Origin of the sequence: Orbus sasakiae (assembly GCF_039542345.1) — a bacterium.
GTDB classification, from domain to species: Bacteria; Pseudomonadota; Gammaproteobacteria; order Enterobacterales; family Orbaceae; genus Orbus; species Orbus sasakiae.
Genome location: NZ_BAABHY010000015.1, coordinates 58,319 through 75,421 on the forward strand (window position 1 = coordinate 58,319; position 17,103 = coordinate 75,421).

Genomic DNA, 17,103 nt, shown 5'->3' on the forward strand with positions numbered 1-17,103 from the left:
AACGGAGAAACAACATGTTAGGTAATAAATCAATTCTTTCAGTGAAAGACTTGAACCAAATGGTCAAAGACCTCCTAAGCGATGCAATAGGACAAGTGTGGTTAGTGGGGGAAATATCCAATTTTTCTAAACCCGCCTCGGGTCATTGGTATTTCACGCTCAAAGATGATAAAGCCCAAGTTCGCTGTGCGATGTTTCGCAATAGTAACTTTAAAACTGGCTTTATTCCGCAAGATGGCCAACAAGTATTAGTCAGTGCTTCGGTTACCTTATATGAAGCGCGTGGTGAGTACCAACTTGTGATTGATAAATTACAACTTGCAGGTACGGGCCTCTTGCAACAAAAATTTGAGCAACTTAAACAGAAATTAAACGAAGAAGGCTTATTTGACCCTGTTTATAAGAAACCGATACCCAAACATGTAAAATCAGTTGGGATCGTGACATCATCAACAGGTGCAGCCTTACATGATATTTGCCAAATATTAAAACGCCGAGATCCCAGTCTACAGATAATTATTTACCCGACGTTAGTGCAAGGGAATGAGGCCGCTCCTAAAATTGCCAACATGATTGCATTGGCAAACATTCGAAATGAATGTGAGGTATTAATCGTAGGGCGTGGTGGTGGATCGCTCGAAGACTTATGGCCATTTAATGAAGAGATCGTTGCGCGTGCTATCTTTAATAGCAAGCTACCTATTATTAGTGCTGTTGGGCATGAAATCGATTTTACTATTGCTGATTTTGTTGCTGATTTACGTGCTGCCACCCCATCAGCGGCTGCTGAATTAATTAGCCGAGACAGCCAAGATCAATTAAAAGACCTCAAAGTGTTAGAACAACAAATTGCAATGGCAATGGATAATTTTATTCTCAAAAAGAATGAACAACTTCAGAAACTGCGCCACCAACTACAAAGTCAGCACCCACAAGTTAAATTAGCTAAGCAACAAACCCATTTAATGACACAAAGTCGTTCATTACATGCCGCGATTGAACAAATCATGTTTGCAAACCAGCACCGACTTAACTTACTGGATAAAAAATTGTATCGTCTATCACCGGACAACCGAATCCAATTTTACCGACAAACCATCTTTCAAAAATACCAACAATTGATTGCTTTAGCTAAACAGCACTTAACACAAGCAAAACATGAAATGGCCATTCAGGCTTCACAACTTAATGCAGTGAGTCCACTTGCCACATTAGAACGTGGTTATTCTGTCACCGCCGATAGCCATCATCAAGTGCTACGTTCACTAAAACAAGTTAAACCTGGTGATATTATTACAACTAAAATTCCAACGGCCACCATTACCAGTACCGTGACGAATATTAAGAAGGATTAGATCATGGCTAAACGCATTGAGTTTTCACAATATGGCGATAGCCATGTTTTAAAATATGTTGATGTTGACATTGCTTTGCCAAATGATGATGAAATCATCGTTCAAAATAAAGCGATCGGGATTAATTATATCGACACGTATGTGCGAAGTGGTTTGTATCCTGTGCCGCATCTCCCTTCAGGTCTTGGTACTGAAGGTGCCGGGATCGTCACCCAAGTTGGCCGAAATGTGACTGATTTTCAGATTGGGGATCGTGTTGCTTACTGTCAATCATCATTAGGGGCTTATTCGCAATATCATAACGTTAATCAAAATGTTTTGGTCAAATTGCCTGACGCAGTCAGTTTTGAACAAGCCGCGGCATCGATGTTAAAAGGTTTAACGGTATATTACCTACTGACTCAAACATACCCATTAAAGGCTGATGAAATCTTTTTATTTCATGCTGCAGCTGGTGGAGTGGGGCTAATCGCTTGTCAATGGTCAAAAATTATCGGTGCAAAAATGATTGCAACAGCGGGGTCTGCTCAAAAAACCGCAATAGCTCAGCAATATGGCGCTTGGCAAACCATTAATTACCATACACAAAATGTTGTACAACAGGTTATGGCATTAACCAATGGCCAAAAAGTGAATGTCGTTTATGATTCGGTTGGCAAAGATACGTGGTTGACATCATTAGATTGCCTTAAACGTCGAGGACTGATGGTCAGCTTTGGTAATGCATCTGGCCCGGTGACTGATGTCAATTTAGCAATTTTGAACCAAAAAGGTAGCCTGTATGTTACACGCCCATCTTTAACGGGATACATGACTAATCGTGCACAATTGAATACAGCAGCGAATCAATTTTTTAGCCATGTTGCTAATGGTGCAATTAAGATCGAAATCCTGCCACAACAAACGTTTGCATTGCAAGATGCCGCAATTGCCCACCAAACCATTCAGCGTCGAGATACGATAGGCTCGAGCATATTGATACCATAATCATCGATAATAAATTGGCTGATTTTATATTGTTTATTTTATTGCAGCAGGGTCAATGTTGTTTGTTGAATGCCTTAACACAAATTCGCTATCGATCAGCAACGCCTGGGGTAATTGAAAATCAGGTTCTAATAAAGCGCGAAGTAGGCTTACCGCCTGCTGCCCCATATCAAAAAGCGGTTTATACATAGCACAAATGTGATTTAAAGGACTGTATTGTTTGTGACCAATGTGATGAACAAATTGGAGTAATGATAGGGTATGAGGAATATCGATTTTCATCATACGGCACAGATCAATCACACCGCAGATAGCACTTTCAGCAGAAAGACTTTTATCAAACTTTTCATCATGGATTAACGTGTCACGATCGGCATAATTTAAACCAACATGATCACAACAAATGATTGCTGTTGGCGGTAATGCCAGTTGCATTAATGATTTAACTTTCTTATAACTAGTCGAATAGTTAAAACATCGATAAGCAATATATTCTTGAGATAACGTAAGATTTGCTCGAGCTAATGCTTGTTTATAGCCTTGTAGCAGATAGTTAGTTTCATCTTTGTCTTTCTCGCCAAGTAAAATGGCAATGCGCTTATGGCCTAAATCCGTGAGGTATTTTGTTGCCTGATATCCATTGGAAAGATGGTCAAAATAAACGCATGGAAAATGCAGTGAAAATTGATTGACCAATACGATTGGAGGTAGAGCATGTTGAGATTGTTGTAAAAGATTAAGATAAGGCGAGTCATTAATGACTAAAATACCATCTACTTGATGATGAATGGTGTAATAGATAATTTGTTGAATCTCATGTTCACTAAAATAGAGAAAACGTAGATACAGTAATTTATACCCCAATTGTTTTGCTTTGGATTCAATGCCTTGATTGATCAAACTATCACTAATCAGCTGGTTATCAATCACCAACATTTTTTTATTCACCGCGCCTTGAACATAAGGTTTTAATACCGCGCTAGTAAAGCCTAAAGTACACATCGCTTGATTCACTCGCTCTTTAATGTGCTTTGAAGTCAAATGGGGGGTATTGATTACCCTCGATACAGATGTGATTGAAACGCCCGCCAGTTTGGCTATTTTCGTTAAAGTCATTTTTGATTTTGTCATCGCTATACTCATTATAAAACGTATAGGTAGCCTAATACTGATTTGATTTTTTGTAATAATTTTTATTTTTTTTATCGAGCAAACTCGCAAAAAATATTCAAAAGGCTAAATACATTACACAACAGTAAAAAAACCAATTTTATAACCCATGATTACAGTATTATTTTTTACCTAAAAATTGATCTATGTTAAATTTTCAACCATGCAAAACACCGCTCAAATTTAATATTCGCAATGGTTTGCCTTTTATTGCATAATAGTTACGTGATTTGTTATAGGTGTAAATTATGGAATTATTATGTCCTGCTGGTTCACTACCTGCATTAAAAACAGCAATTGATAATGGCGCCGATGCGGTCTATATTGGTTTAAAAGATGATACCAATGCACGTCATTTTGCTGGACTCAATTTTAATGAACAACGCTTACATGAAGCGAGTGATTATGTTCATAAAAGAGGTAAAAAGTTACACATTGCGATTAATACTTTTGCCCATCCCAATAATTTTGTACGGTGGCAAAATGCGGTCGATATGGCCGCTGACATTGGCGCAGATGCGTTAATTATTGCTGATTTGGCCATACTTGAATATGCGGCAGACAAGTATCCCAATATAGAACGTCATGTCTCAGTTCAAGCGTCATCAACCAATATTGAGTCAATTAAGTTTTATCATAACAATTTTAAACCACACCGCGTTGTGTTGCCTCGTGTCTTATCAATGCATCAAGTGAAACAACTGTCACAAGTATCTCCCATTCCATTAGAAATTTTTGCATTTGGTAGCTTATGCATCATGGCAGAAGGCCGCTGTTATCTATCCTCTTACCTGACAGGTGAATCACCAAACACGGTTGGTGCGTGCTCACCAGCAAAATATGTACGTTGGGAAGAGACCGCAAATGGCCTTGAGTCACGTCTAAATAACGTCTTAATTAATTGCCATAAAAAAGGTGAAAATGCCGGTTATCCAACGTTGTGTAAAGGTCGCTATTTTGTTGATGATATGCTGTATCACCCGATTGAAGAGCCAACGAGTCTTAATACTTTGGAATTATTGCCAGAACTCTTTGCCGCCAATATTGCATCAGTCAAAATTGAAGGTCGACAGCGCAGTACCGCCTATGTGTCACAGGTGACAAAAGTATGGCGTCAAGCGATTGATAGTTATCGATCTAATCCTCAAGCCTATCAGGCACAAAAACAGTGGATGGATGCGTTAGGTGCCGTATCTGAGGGCAGCCAAACCACGCTTGGTGCATATCATCGGAAATGGCAGTAACTAGGTTAAATCTAAAGTGAATGAAGTATCAACAACACAATAGGAATTTATTCATTAAATCGTCCGACATTGCCATGTTGTTTGTGATACCGTTTGATAACGTCATGATAAGCAAAATATACCGCTTAATTGAAAAGGAAGTGCTATGAAATACGCCTTAGGTCCTGTTTTATATTATTGGCCTAAAACCGAAACTGAAACGTTTTATCGCGCCGCGATGGATAGTGATGCTGATATTATTTATATGGGTGAAACCGTGTGTACCAAGCGGCGTGAAATGAAAGTAGCTGATTGGTTAGCTTTAGCTAAAACCGTCGCTAAATCCGGCAAACAAGTGGTATTATCAACCTTGGCCTTACTCGAAGCGCCCTCTGAAATTAATGAAATGCGTCAATTAGTCAATAATGGTGATTTTTTAATTGAGGCAAATGATTTATCTGCGATCAATTTAGCTCAGGAATATAAGCTGCCTTTCGTCGTTGGCCCTGCAATCAATTGCTATAATGCTTACACCCTCAAACTATTTCAAAAACAAGGCATGATTCGCTGGTGTATGCCTGTAGAATTATCTCGCGATTGGTTAAACAATGTAATGACACAGTTTGATGATCTTAATATTGAACGAAAGTTCGAAGTTGAGGTATTCAGTTACGGTTACTTACCATTAGCTTATTCAGCACGTTGTTTTACTGCACGTTCAGAAGATAAACCCAAAGATAAATGTGAAACAAGTTGTATTAAATATCCTACCGGTCGAGAAGTCTTTTCTCAAGAGCAACAAAAAGTATTTGTACTCAATGGTATTCAAACGCAAAGTGGTTATTGCTATAACTTAGGCAACCATCTCAAAGAGATGAATGGCTTAGTTGATGTTGTTCGTCTATCACCTTCTGGTATTGAGACGCTAAATGTGGTAAAACAGTTTAAGGCCAATCAATCTGGTCAGGCACCTTTAACGGTCACCCAACATCGGGACTGTGATGGTTTTTGGAATGGTATTGCAGGACTTGAGTTATCGTAATGAATTTTGATTCACAAACATTTAGAGCACAGTTTCCGGCGCTACAAGCTGAAAGCGTGTATTTAGACTCGGCATCAACTGCACTAAAACCCCAAATCATGATTGATGCAACGAGCCGTTATTACCAATACAATACGTCAACGATTTTAAGAAGTAAACACTCACAAGCGTTGGCATTAACGGAGCAGTTTGAACACGCTAGAGCGTTAACCGCCAAGCTAATCCATGCACAACATCCGCAAGACATTGTTTGGACAAAAGGGGCGACAGAAGCGATCAATCTTGTTGCTCAAGGTTATGCCAGATCGCAATTAGTTGCCGCAGATGAAATTATCGTTAGTGAACAGGAACATCACAGTAACTTAATCCCTTGGTTGCAAGTCGCTAAACAGATAGGGGCTAAAATCATTAAATGGCCGATAGAAAATGATGGTTCTTTATCTATTGAGCGCTTACTCACATTAATCACATCAAAAACGCGCATCATTACGGTAACACAAATGTCTAATGTGACCGGTTTTATGCCAGATATTGCTGAAATCAGTCATATTGCACATCAACATAATGCTGTCATTGTGGTTGACGGTGCACAAGGTATTGTTCACCAGCCACTGGATGTACAGAAATACGATATTGATTTTTATGCTTTTTCAGCACATAAACTGTATGGCCCAACCGGGCTTGGCATATTATATGGAAAATCACATTTATTAACCCAAATGGACTGTTGGCAAGGGGGTGGCAAAATGTTAAAAAATGCCACATTTAGCAATTTTTCAGTTGCTGATTTGCCTTATAAATTTGAAGCTGGCACCCCAAATATTGCTGCAATTATTGGCTTTTGTGCCATATTAGAATGGTTAAATACATTTAATTTGACGTTAGCCGAGCATTATACTCAACAACTGGTCAATGAGACAAAAGCTAAGCTCGAATTGATGACTGAGATAACGGTTATTAGTGTCGAAAATAGCCCATTACTGACATTTACATCGCCAACCATTCATCATGATGATATTGCGATTTTACTGAGCCAACAAGATATTGCTATTCGTAACGGTGAATTGTGTGCGCAACCCTTTATTGAAGCACTGCAATGTCAGGGCGTCATTCGCGCCTCATTTATGCCATATAACAATCAGCACGATGCCGATAAATTGATTAATGCATTACAAAACGCGATTGATATATTAAAATAACGCTCTTTGATTTTGAATTTAAAGATATGCAGCTCACCACAGATCAACTTATCACACTGTTTCAGCCGTTAACGAATTGGCAAGATCGCTATCGGCAGATTATTTTGCTAGCCAAAGCATTACCGCCCTTTCCTCGTGAATTATGCACTGAAAATAATCAGATTGATGGATGTGAAAATCGGGTATGGCTGAGTTGTCAGTTACAAAGTGAGCATACACTCACTTTTATCGGAGACAGTGAAGGCCGGATTGTGAAAGGATTAATGGCTATCCTGTTCATTTTAGCTAATCACAAAACCGCACAACATATCATTGATACTGATTTTTTGGGTTTTCTACAACAACTTAATGTGATTAATGAGTTAAGCCAATCTAGGCAGCTTGGTATCAATAACATAATTGAACGTATGAAACAACTTGCCGCACACAATATTGGTTAAATAATTCGTGCGGCAGAATAAGAAGTAAGTCACATCTTACAGTGTAAAAATACGTAATACATCATCATTTTTACACTATAATCATACGTTATGACAATAATTTAACGAAAATCGCGAATATCTAAAAACCAAACATCTCTTTTAACCAGCCCGGCGCATCGCTCTGTGGTTCCTCATCGCGTGGAACTTGGTTAAAGCCAGCACAGAGTAATGCCTTATCTGCCGTCCAAGCAGGTAATACCCTTACTCCCGCTGCATCACATTGCCAATTACCTTGTGCATTAATCGATAATAGACTGATATTTGATGGTGTATTTTGTCGCAATCGCTGCGGTGCATGTTGTGATAAATATTTCTGATAAATTTTTAATGCCCCAGACGACCCAGTGAGTTGCATCGGTTTATGGTCATCAAGCCCGACCCAAACAACAGTAACATCTTTACCATCAATGCCCACAAACCAGCTATCTCTTAAATCATTAGTTGTCCCTGTCTTGGCGGCAAGATAGGCGTCACTGTACTGATGACTTAATGTTCTAGCCGTGCCATATTCCACCACTTTTTGCATCGCAAATGTGGTTAAATAGGCAGCTTGTGCTGAAACAGCTTGTTGTGCATTCGGATAACTTTGGTAAATTAATTCACCTTTATCAGAAACCACATACCGCAATACACTTAAATTGGCTTTTTTACCGGTATTTCCTATGACTTGATACATTTGGGCTGTTTCAAGTGGCGTCAGCTCTAAAGTCCCTAAAAAGCGTGATGGTACCGCTTTAATTTCTGCTTTTGGTACACCGAGTGATAACAATGTTTTTTCACTAGCCGCTAACCCTATCGACATACCTAAATTGACAGATGGCACATTGAGAGATTTAGCCAATGCATCCACTAACATCACTTGATTACTATACTGTTTATCAAAGTTTTTAGGTTCCCACACCGTACGGCTATCAACTTTTATGCTTAATGGCTTGTCATCTAACCATGTATTTAATTGGTAGTGTTCTGGTTGACTTAACGCAGTCAAATACGTCGGCGGTTTTGCCAATGAACCAATAGGGCGACGAGCATATAGCGCGCGATTAAAGCCGGCATAATGCGGATCAGCACTGCCAATCAATGCTCTCACTTCACCTGTTTGCCTATCAACAATCGTGACAGCAGTTTGTAGCTCATTTTTTTTGGTCAACGCTCTTAGTCTTGCCATCTCTTCAGTAACCGCATTTTCTGCTGCATTTTGCACAACAGGATCAAAGGTTGTGAAAATCTTCATCCCAGACAAATAATTGGCTTGTTCGCCAAGTTGTTCCCTAAGTGACTGCCTAACTAATTGCATAAAAGCCGGTTGTGGAGAAATAACCCCACCCTTTGGCAATACCGCTAACGGACGTTGCTTTAAAAGTTCATACAGTTCATCATCGATAATATTGTGATCTTTGATGAGCTTTAATACCACATTACGCCGTTCTAACGCGTTATTGGGTCTGGTCCATGGGTTATAGACTGATGCCCCTTTTACCATCCCAACAAGTAAGGCTTGTTGATCCAGTGTTAATTCATTCACTGGTCGCCCAAAATAATAGATACTCGCCAGTGGGAAACCATGAATTTCTTCATCAACGTTTTGCCCAAGATAGACTTCATTTAAATAGAGTTCAAGGATTCGCTCTTTGCTATAACGGGAGTCTAAAATGATCGCCATATAAGCTTCACGAATTTTTCGTGTATAAGAACGTTCATTAGTTAAAAATAAATTTTTGACTAGCTGCTGAGTTAATGTACTGCCGCCTTGTACAGTGCGCCCGGTGGTTAAATTGGCATAAATCGCCCTAAAAATGGAGTAAACGCTCACACCATCATGTTCATAAAACCGCCGATCTTCAGTTGCGACTAATGTTTGTACTAATGAATCAGGAAAATCTTTTAATGGCACAAATAAACGCTGTTCATTGTTTGGGGAATGAAGCATCGTTATCAGTTTAGGGTCAATGCGTAAAACACCAAAATCACGACCTGAATCAATATTGGTGATTCGAGCAATGCCATATTGGTTAAATTTAATTTTGGCGCGAAATGCCGGTTCTTCAATATCGGGGAAGTAAAATGGCCGACGATATATCTCAATACTATCATCATTGACGACAAATTCACCTGGCCTTGAGGCGACTAAGACTTGACGGTACTGGGCACCATTTAAAATCGATATAATTTCATCTTTACTGCGATTTTCATCGGGTTCTAATTCGATGATTTGGCCATACACTGCCGCAGGCAGTTCCCAAACATTACCGTCGATACGCTCTTTAATCTGTTGATCTAAATAAATACCATACACAATGGTGATTGCAGCAACCACAAGAAAAACTTTTAGAACTAAAAAACCGAATCGTCTTTTTAAGCTAACCTGTTTTGTTTTGTTTTTTTTGCTTGTTTTTTTAGCTTTCTTATTCAACGCTTATCCATTCCATCACAATCATAATGAAGTTATGTATAATAGCACAAATTCTTTTATATTGAGTAGAGTATGCATTTTCCATCACCACTGCAGTCAGGTGTTTTAATCAAACGTTATAAGCGTTTTTTAGCTGATATATTACTGCCTACTAATGAGATAATTACGATTCACTGTGCAAATACGGGTGCTATGACAGGCTGTGCAAATCCAGGCGATCACGTTTGGTATTCAACCTCTGATAATCCAAAACGTAAATTACCTTACAGTTGGGAATTGACTCATACGCATGACAAATATTGGATTTGTGTGAATACCAGCAGAGCAAACCACATTGTTAAAGACGCTATTTTGGCAAATAAGATCGCACAATTAGCACAATATGAAACACTCCAATCTGAAGTGAAATACGGTCAGGAAAATAGCCGTATTGATTTACTACTCTGTGATAAAACCCATGGCGATTGCTATGTCGAAGTGAAATCCGTGACACTATTTGATGCGAAAAATCAATTTGGGTATTTTCCCGATGCGGTAACAACGCGTGGACAAAAACATTTGCGTGAACTCATATTTATGGCGCAGCAAGGTAAACGTGCAGTGGTCTTTTTTATGGTATTACACACAGGGATTACGTATTTTTCCCCCGCCAAACACATTGACCCTATCTATAATCAATTACTAAAAGAAGCGATAAATCATGGCGTTGAAGTCTTATGCTACAACGCGGCGATATCAACTCAAGCAATAACGTTAAACCAACCTATTCCGGTTATTATTGATTAGTTTGCGCAGTTTCTGTTGATTCAGAAGCAAACGCTAACTTAGGTTTAATCGTTTTAAACTGTTCTAAGAATGTGGTCTTTGATTTTCCGGTTAAGCCATCTGATACAGGTAAATTTGCAGTTAATGGATTAACAGGCTTGCCATCAATGTGCAGTTCATAGTGTAAATGTGGACCGGTTGAACGCCCTGTATTACCCGATAAACCAATTTTGTCGCCTTTTTTAACCTGCTGACCGGCTTTTACCAAAATCTTGTCTAAATGCATATACTTCGTTGTATACTGACGCCCATGACGAATTGCGATAAAGTTACCCGCAGAACCACTATACTTCGCGATGACAACTTCACCTTCACCCACTGATAATACAGGGGTACCTCTTGATACCGCAAAATCAACACCGTTGTGTGGTGCAATTTTACGCGTCACTGGGTGTAAACGTCTTGGATTAAATGGTGATGAAACTCTGGCTTGTTTTTCAAGTGGATAACGTAAGAAACTTTGCGATAAGCTACCACCATTCATATCATAGTAGTGACCATCTTCAGCCAAAATAGCATAATAATCTTTACTGCCATTTTTAATTCTTACGGCAAGTAATTGGCTATTTTCATGCTTATTATCAAACATTTCTCTTGATAAAAGAACCGAGAATTTATCACCCTTTTGTAAGCGTCTAAAATCAAATTGCCATTGTAACGCCTTCGTAATGGTTGCGATTTCATTACTGGTTAATCCTAAATTCCTCGCATCAACCACAAAGTTAGAGTCAATCACACCATTAATACTAAATGGTTGCCATATACCTTCACGAGTTTCTGTCCGTTCAGTAAACTTATCACCCGCACGTTCATAAATACGCACATTATTATTTGAGATAACCCAGTTAAAGGTTTTTAAATTATGTTCAGCGTCAGTTACCCAACTGATTTGTTGGCCGATTCTTAAATTTGCAAGCTGCTTGTACTGCTTAGTTAATAAGTAAATATCGCTACGATTGACGCCATACTGCATCATAATACCGTATAAGGTATCGCCACGCCCAACCATATACTGTACCGTGTTATCTTCTTGTGAAATGACTTCATCGATTTCATCTTTGACAATATCATCTTCTGGTTTTGGTTGGTCTAGAGATTCAGAAACTTGCTGTTCTTGCGAGGTACGATCATCGACAATTTCTAAGGTCGCATTACCCACAATAGCGGGTAAGCGTTCATTTTCGAGTACAGTTGTTTGCACTTGTGGAGTAAGTGGAATATAAATTGTACGATCTGGATTGAGGGGACGCCACAATAAAGAAAATAAAACAATAATAATCAAAACACCTAATATTGTCATGTAAGGAATTTTAACTTCATTACCGACAATATTAGATGGCTCAGTCTGCTGCACTCGAATAACCTTTTATTTAATTATAATTTTTAGCTCATTCTAAACAATTTAGGTATTGTTGTGTCAATTTTAATAAAAATTTACAATAGGCGTCTTTCGAGATCTCGACATCCATTCCTAATGGATCAAGCTCGCCAACTTTAACATCTGTACCATCAACCAGTTTATTAATAATGGCAGGACTAAATTGAGGCTCCCTGAAAACACAGACTGCATGTTTATTATTTAACTCGTTTTGGATCTCAGACACTTTCTTAACACCAGGCTGAATAGCTGGGTTAATGGTGAAACTACCTAAATTATTTAGTTTAAACTCTGATTCAAAATAACCATATGCATCATGGAATACAAAATAGCCCTTATTTTGTACGTTATTGAGTTTTTTTGCAATAATTTGTTCAGTTTCTTTTAACTGTTTGAGGAAAACATTTAAATTTTGGTCAATTTTTGCTGCTTTATCCGGGTAGATCGCAACCAATTTATCATGAATAATTTGAGCCGTTACCGCAGCAATTTTTGGTGATAACCAAATGTGCATGTCAAATTCACCATGATGATGATCGTGAGCGGCATGATCATGGCCATGATCATGACCGTGGTCGTGCTCATCTTCATCTTCATCTTCATCTTCGTCTTCATGTTCATGGCTATGTCCAGCACGTAATAAAGCTTTCACTTTAGCATCATCAGCTAACTCAAGTTGCTTGCTGCTATCAATACTTCGTAATAAGCCAGGTAAAAATGTTTCCATATCATCACCAATCCAGATGATTAAATCTGCTGATTTTAATTTCACTAAATCAGAAGGTTTAAGTGAATAGGTATGGGGTGAAGCACCATCGGGTAATAATATTTGTGTCTCAGTCACACCATCAGTAAGTGCAGCGGTAATAAAACCAATGGGTTTAACGGAGGTAATAACCTTTGCTTGCACGTAAGATATCGGTAAGCAGAAACTAAAAACAGCTAAAAAAGCAAATTTTTTAATAAAATTACGTTTAAACATATATAATACTCTTATTCATAAAAGGAATTGTTATGTTATAATATAACAATGTTTTGCACAAGAAATTTAATATATTATGCAACCACTCGTTACTGTCAAAAATATTTTTGTTGAGTTTAATCAACAAAGTGTTCTTGAAAACATCTCATTTTCAATTGAAATGGGTAAAATTATCACATTATTAGGGCCCAATGGGGCTGGTAAATCAACACTTGTTAAATTGGTGCTCGGTTTAATTCAACCCACCAAAGGGACCATTACTCGACAACCTCATTTAACTATTGGTTATGTACCGCAAAAATTAAAGCTTGATACAACCTTGCCATTAACGGTAAAACGTTTCATTAAATTGAATAAAAATATTAACGATAAAGATATCATGAATATTTTACACCGCGTTAATGCCGCTAACTTGATCAACAAAACTATGCATCAACTATCTGGTGGTGAAATGCAACGTGTTTTATTGGCTCAAGCCTTAATCAAAAAACCCCAATTATTGATTTTAGATGAACCAACGCAAGGGGTTGATGTTAATGGTCAACTTTCGTTATATAACCTCATTGCCAATGCAAAAAATGAATTTAATTGTGCGGTATTAATGGTATCGCATGATTTGCACCTAGTGATGGCGAAAACAGATGAAGTGATTTGTATTAATAAACACATCTGTTGCGTGGGTACACCGGCATTAGTTTCAACTGACCCTGAATTTATCGCTTTATTTGGTCGAAGTGCAGCAAATCAACTTGCTATTTATAAACATCATTCACACCAACATCAGTATCATGGCAGAATTGAATTACCAACGTTTGGAGCAAATAAACATGTTTGAGTTATTATTAGCACCGTTGATCGTTGGACTGGCCTTATCACTCATTACCGGCCCACTCGGTTCATTTGTTGTCTGGCGTAAAATGTCATATTTTGGTGATACACTCTCCCATGCGGCACTGCTCGGGATTGCATTTGGCTTTTTACTTAACGTTAATCCATTTTATGCAGTTATCTTTATCACCATTATTTTAGCCATCGCATTAGTCTATTTAGAATCACAACAAAAATTAGCAATTGATACGCTATTGGGTATTTTAGCGCATAGCTCACTTTCGCTAGGTGTCGTAGTGATCAGTTTGATGCGAAATATTCGTGTCGATTTGATGGGATACTTATTTGGTGATTTATTATCAATTACCTATAGTGATGTCTATTTTATTATGGGTGGTATTGTTATTGTTGGCGCTATTTTATTTTTTAACTGGAATCGTTTTTTGTATGTCACGGTCAGCGAAGAGCTGGCCTTTAGCAATGGCATCAATATTGTTAAAAATAAACTTTTGTTAACATTAATTTTGGCCTTAACCATCGGCCTTTCAATGAAATTTGTTGGTGCATTAATTATCACATCGCTTTTAATTATTCCTGCTGCAACCGCACGTTTTTATGCAAAAACACCAGAACAAATGGCCTTATTTGCCATAGTGATAGGTTGGCTTTCTGTTATTGGAGGGCTGATGCTTTCGGCTTACTATGATACACCGACAGGCCCCTCAGTGGTAATTGTTAATGCTTCGTTATTTGTGATGTCTTTAATGATAACTAAGTTACTTAAATTCAATATCAATTAATTATTCCTATCCGTTTGGCAAAAGGACACAATAAAATGGGAGTCTGCTCCCATTATGACTTCAATATTCTTTGCCAAACAGATAAGTCGGATAAATTAACATTATCTAAATAATGATTTGGTTTATTCATCTATGTCTCTTTTTACTATTTATACTCGTGCTTGTATTGGTATCCAAGCACCTAAAGTCGATGTAGAAGTTCATATCAGTAATGGCATGCCTTGCTTTACTCTTGTTGGACTTCCTGAAGCAACGGTCAAGGAAGCAAAAGATCGAGTCCGTAGTGCGCTAATCAATTGTGGCTTTAGCTTTCCCTCTAAAAAAATCACTATCAACCTATCCCCTGCCGATCTCCCAAAAGAAGGTAGCCGATTTGATTTGCCTATCGCCATTGCGATTTTAGCGGCATCACAACAGATTAAGAGCGATAATTTACATCAATATGAGTTTATCGGTGAACTGGCGTTATCAGGTGAAGTACGTGCTATTAAAGGTGCAATACCTGCCGCATTATCAGCTCAAGATGCTGCCAGAAAACTCATCCTGTCCGATGAGAACGGAGCGGAGATTTCACTCATCCATAACAATAGTGTCTTAGTCTGCAATCATTTGAGCGATATTTATCGTTATTTTTCTGAAGGGATTGATCTGCATAAAGTTGAATATTCCGTTGCAAGCAATCTTCATGAGTCGATTAATGATCTGCAAGATATTATTGGTCAGCAGCATGCTAAACGTGCATTGGAGATCGCTGCCGCTGGCGCTCATAATTTACTCTTAATTGGGCCCCCCGGTACGGGGAAAACAATGCTAGCATCACGTTTAGCTGACTTATTACCACCGCTTAATGAACAAGAATCATTAGAAACAGCGGCAATCATTAGCCTTGCAAATCAACATCAGACAATCAATAACTGGCATACAAGGCCGTTTAGAGCACCACACCATAGCGCATCAATGACCGCTTTAGTCGGTGGCGGCGCTATTCCCAAACCAGGTGAAATATCATTAGCCAATAATGGCGTATTGTTTTTAGATGAATTACCCGAATTTAATCGTAAAGTCCTTGATGCCCTAAGGGAACCATTAGAATCAGGTGAGATTATTATTTCTCGCGCTAATGCGAAAGTGACTTTTCCGGCTAAAGTGCAGCTTATTGCTGCAATGAATCCCAGTCCAACTGGGCACTATCAAGGCATTCATAATAGAACATCACCGCAACAAGTAATGCGCTATTTAAACCGATTATCAGGGCCCTTTTTAGACAGATTTGATTTATCGATTGAGGTGCCTTTGTTGCCGAAGGGTGCGCTCAGCCAACATAATGAACATGGTGAGTCAACCCAAACGGTAAAACAGCGCGTGTTATTAGCCAGAAACAAACAACTGACACGCAATAATGGCAAGGTCAATAGTGAATTATCGCCATCAGACATCAATAAATATTGCCACTTGAGTGATGAGGATAATCAATTTTTGGAACAGGCTTTAATTAAGTTGGGGTTATCTGCCAGAGCTTGGCATCGGATACTTAAGGTGAGTCGAACAATTGCAGATTTAGATGATAAAAAAAATATAGAACGAAAACATATAACAGAAGCGTTAAGTTATCGTTCTATGGATAAATTACTTATTCAACTGCACAAGAATATTGGTTAAGATTAATCATCATTATCAATAAAGTCATCAGCAATATCAACTTGCGGTTTACCACCTGATAATGTATGAAATTTTTTAGCCTTGTTTACACAAGTTAAATATTTTAGCCATACCTTTTCATATTCAGTTGAAGCATCCTTTTTACCACGACATACTGATACAAATGCTTTTTCCTCAGCAGTTAGGGGCTTACGGGTTTCGTTATCTAATTCTTTAAATGCAGTACCGTATTTTTCTAAAAGTTGAGACTCTTTTATTGTAAAATCACCATGACGAGAAAATCCCCTTGGATAATTTTTGTTATCAAAAAAACGTTGTTGTGAAGAAAAACTTTCAGCCATGTTTAATCCCTTATAACTAAGTTAATGTAATACTTTGCGGATTATAATTAAGTGCAGACATCTGTAAACAGAAATTTCTCATTTATTAATGTTTATGAAATCAATCGATTAAAAATAAGACAATGAGACTCTAGATGGCAGGGGCGGAGAGGCTCGAACTCCCAACACCCGGTTTTGGAGACCGGTGCTCTACCAATTGAACTACGCCCCTAAAAATGAAAATTGGCGGAACGGACGGGGCTCGAACCCGCGACCCCCTGCGTGACAGGCAGGTATTCTAACCAACTGAACTACCGCTCCACCGAATAAGGTATGATAAATCAAAACTAAGTAGAATCATCTACTTTTATACTACATATTTAAAAGTCTGGCGGTGACCTACTCTCACATGGGGAGACCCCCACACTACCATCGGCTCC

Annotated in this window: 14 protein-coding genes, 2 tRNA genes and 1 pseudogene; 10 read left to right on the forward strand and 7 right to left on the reverse strand. The window is 38.4% G+C overall.

Annotation, left to right across the window (positions count from 1 at the left end):
* Positions 1–14 precede the first annotated feature (14 nt).
* Together xseA and ABEA36_RS13115 are read left to right on the forward strand one after the other, a co-directional pair.
* Positions 15–1,355: an exodeoxyribonuclease VII large subunit gene (gene xseA / locus ABEA36_RS13110; RefSeq protein ID WP_345492806.1), complete on the forward strand. Its 1,341-nt coding sequence runs from the start codon at positions 15–17 to the stop codon at positions 1,353–1,355.
* Positions 1,356–1,358: 3 nt separating this feature from the next.
* On the forward strand, positions 1,359–2,342 hold the full coding sequence (locus ABEA36_RS13115; protein WP_345492807.1) for an NADPH:quinone reductase: 984 nt from the start codon (positions 1,359–1,361) through the stop codon (positions 2,340–2,342).
* 33 nt (positions 2,343–2,375) lie between these two features.
* Here the strand turns inward: ABEA36_RS13115 and ABEA36_RS13120 are convergent, their stop codons facing one another.
* The gene (locus ABEA36_RS13120) at positions 2,376–3,473 is read right to left on the reverse strand and encodes a LacI family DNA-binding transcriptional regulator (protein WP_345492808.1); all 1,098 of its coding nucleotides are present in this window, start codon (positions 3,471–3,473) and stop codon (positions 2,376–2,378) included.
* A gap of 287 nt (positions 3,474–3,760) precedes the next feature.
* Between ABEA36_RS13120 and ubiU the strand changes: the two genes are divergently transcribed.
* From ubiU to csdE, 4 genes are all read left to right on the forward strand, one after another.
* Positions 3,761–4,756 carry a ubiquinone anaerobic biosynthesis protein UbiU gene (ubiU, locus tag ABEA36_RS13125; protein ID WP_345492809.1) on the forward strand — a complete coding sequence of 332 codons (996 nt, stop codon included), beginning with the start codon at positions 3,761–3,763 and terminating at the stop codon, positions 4,754–4,756.
* Between the two features lie 145 nt (positions 4,757–4,901).
* On the forward strand, positions 4,902–5,777 hold the full coding sequence (locus ABEA36_RS13130) for a U32 family peptidase (protein WP_345492810.1): 876 nt from the start codon (positions 4,902–4,904) through the stop codon (positions 5,775–5,777).
* Positions 5,777–6,976 (forward strand): cysteine desulfurase CsdA, encoded by a 1,200-nt coding sequence (gene csdA, locus ABEA36_RS13135; protein WP_345492811.1) that lies wholly within the window; start codon positions 5,777–5,779, stop codon positions 6,974–6,976. The genes ABEA36_RS13130 and csdA overlap by 1 nt, the downstream gene beginning before the upstream one ends.
* Before the next feature lie 26 nt (positions 6,977–7,002).
* Positions 7,003–7,416: a cysteine desulfurase sulfur acceptor subunit CsdE gene (gene csdE / locus ABEA36_RS13140; RefSeq protein WP_345492812.1), complete on the forward strand. Its 414-nt coding sequence runs from the start codon at positions 7,003–7,005 to the stop codon at positions 7,414–7,416.
* 121 nt (positions 7,417–7,537) lie between these two features.
* Here the strand turns inward: csdE and mrcB are convergent.
* Positions 7,538–9,835: pseudogene (gene mrcB, locus ABEA36_RS13145) on the reverse strand (bifunctional glycosyl transferase/transpeptidase); the annotation flags it as partial.
* A gap of 108 nt (positions 9,836–9,943) precedes the next feature.
* Here mrcB and sfsA point away from each other — a divergent pair.
* Positions 9,944–10,657, forward strand: coding sequence for a DNA/RNA nuclease SfsA (gene sfsA, locus ABEA36_RS13150; RefSeq protein ID WP_345492814.1), 714 nt, complete (start codon positions 9,944–9,946; stop codon positions 10,655–10,657).
* Here sfsA and mepM read toward each other — a convergent pair.
* Complete coding sequence (gene mepM / locus ABEA36_RS13155; RefSeq protein ID WP_345492815.1) at positions 10,647–12,050, reverse strand: murein DD-endopeptidase MepM; 1,404 nt, start codon at positions 12,048–12,050, stop codon at positions 10,647–10,649. The genes sfsA and mepM overlap by 11 nt on opposite strands.
* 34 nt (positions 12,051–12,084) lie before the next feature.
* Positions 12,085–13,056: a zinc ABC transporter substrate-binding protein ZnuA gene (gene znuA / locus ABEA36_RS13160; RefSeq protein WP_345492816.1), complete on the reverse strand. Its 972-nt coding sequence runs from the start codon at positions 13,054–13,056 to the stop codon at positions 12,085–12,087.
* A gap of 76 nt (positions 13,057–13,132) precedes the next feature.
* On the opposite strand from znuA, the gene znuC reads away from it, so the two are divergent.
* The 3 genes from znuC (at position 13,133) to ABEA36_RS13175 (ending at position 16,343) form a co-directional block, all read left to right on the forward strand.
* Complete coding sequence (gene znuC / locus ABEA36_RS13165; RefSeq protein ID WP_345492817.1) at positions 13,133–13,891, forward strand: zinc ABC transporter ATP-binding protein ZnuC; 759 nt, start codon at positions 13,133–13,135, stop codon at positions 13,889–13,891.
* Positions 13,884–14,684 carry a zinc ABC transporter permease subunit ZnuB gene (gene znuB, locus ABEA36_RS13170; protein WP_345492818.1) on the forward strand — a complete coding sequence of 267 codons (801 nt, stop codon included), beginning with the start codon at positions 13,884–13,886 and terminating at the stop codon, positions 14,682–14,684. Before znuC ends, znuB begins: the two co-directional genes overlap by 8 nt.
* 132 nt (positions 14,685–14,816) lie before the next feature.
* Positions 14,817–16,343: a YifB family Mg chelatase-like AAA ATPase gene (locus ABEA36_RS13175; RefSeq protein WP_345492819.1), complete on the forward strand. Its 1,527-nt coding sequence runs from the start codon at positions 14,817–14,819 to the stop codon at positions 16,341–16,343.
* Positions 16,344–16,345: 2 nt separating this feature from the next.
* On the opposite strand, the gene ABEA36_RS13180 is transcribed toward ABEA36_RS13175, so the two are convergent.
* From ABEA36_RS13180 to ABEA36_RS13190, 3 genes are all read right to left on the reverse strand, one after another.
* Positions 16,346–16,684, reverse strand: coding sequence for a MaoP family protein (locus tag ABEA36_RS13180; RefSeq protein WP_345492821.1), 339 nt, complete (start codon positions 16,682–16,684; stop codon positions 16,346–16,348).
* Positions 16,685–16,819: 135 nt separating this feature from the next.
* Positions 16,820–16,895: transfer RNA gene (locus tag ABEA36_RS13185), tRNA-Trp, on the reverse strand.
* 12 nt (positions 16,896–16,907) lie between these two features.
* A tRNA-Asp gene (locus ABEA36_RS13190) sits at positions 16,908–16,984 on the reverse strand.
* Between the last annotated feature and the right edge of the window lie 119 nt (positions 16,985–17,103).

Excerpts from the sequence above, each read along its gene's own strand:
- xseA (WP_345492806.1), top strand. The coding sequence starts at position 15 with ATGTTAGGTAATAAATCAATTCTTTCAGTGAAAGACTTGAACCAAATG.
- ABEA36_RS13115 (WP_345492807.1), top strand. The coding sequence starts at position 1,359 with ATGGCTAAACGCATTGAGTTTTCACAATATGGCGATAGCCATGTTTTA.
- ABEA36_RS13120 (WP_345492808.1), bottom strand. The coding sequence starts at position 3,473 with ATGACAAAATCAAAAATGACTTTAACGAAAATAGCCAAACTGGCGGGC.
- ubiU (WP_345492809.1), top strand. The coding sequence starts at position 3,761 with ATGGAATTATTATGTCCTGCTGGTTCACTACCTGCATTAAAAACAGCA.
- ABEA36_RS13130 (WP_345492810.1), top strand. The coding sequence starts at position 4,902 with ATGAAATACGCCTTAGGTCCTGTTTTATATTATTGGCCTAAAACCGAA.
- csdA (WP_345492811.1), top strand. The coding sequence starts at position 5,777 with ATGAATTTTGATTCACAAACATTTAGAGCACAGTTTCCGGCGCTACAA.
- csdE (WP_345492812.1), top strand. The coding sequence starts at position 7,003 with ATGCAGCTCACCACAGATCAACTTATCACACTGTTTCAGCCGTTAACG.
- sfsA (WP_345492814.1), top strand. The coding sequence starts at position 9,944 with ATGCATTTTCCATCACCACTGCAGTCAGGTGTTTTAATCAAACGTTAT.
- znuA (WP_345492816.1), bottom strand. The coding sequence starts at position 13,056 with ATGTTTAAACGTAATTTTATTAAAAAATTTGCTTTTTTAGCTGTTTTT.
- znuC (WP_345492817.1), top strand. The coding sequence starts at position 13,133 with ATGCAACCACTCGTTACTGTCAAAAATATTTTTGTTGAGTTTAATCAA.
- znuB (WP_345492818.1), top strand. The coding sequence starts at position 13,884 with ATGTTTGAGTTATTATTAGCACCGTTGATCGTTGGACTGGCCTTATCA.
- ABEA36_RS13175 (WP_345492819.1), top strand. The coding sequence starts at position 14,817 with ATGTCTCTTTTTACTATTTATACTCGTGCTTGTATTGGTATCCAAGCA.
- ABEA36_RS13180 (WP_345492821.1), bottom strand. The coding sequence starts at position 16,684 with ATGGCTGAAAGTTTTTCTTCACAACAACGTTTTTTTGATAACAAAAAT.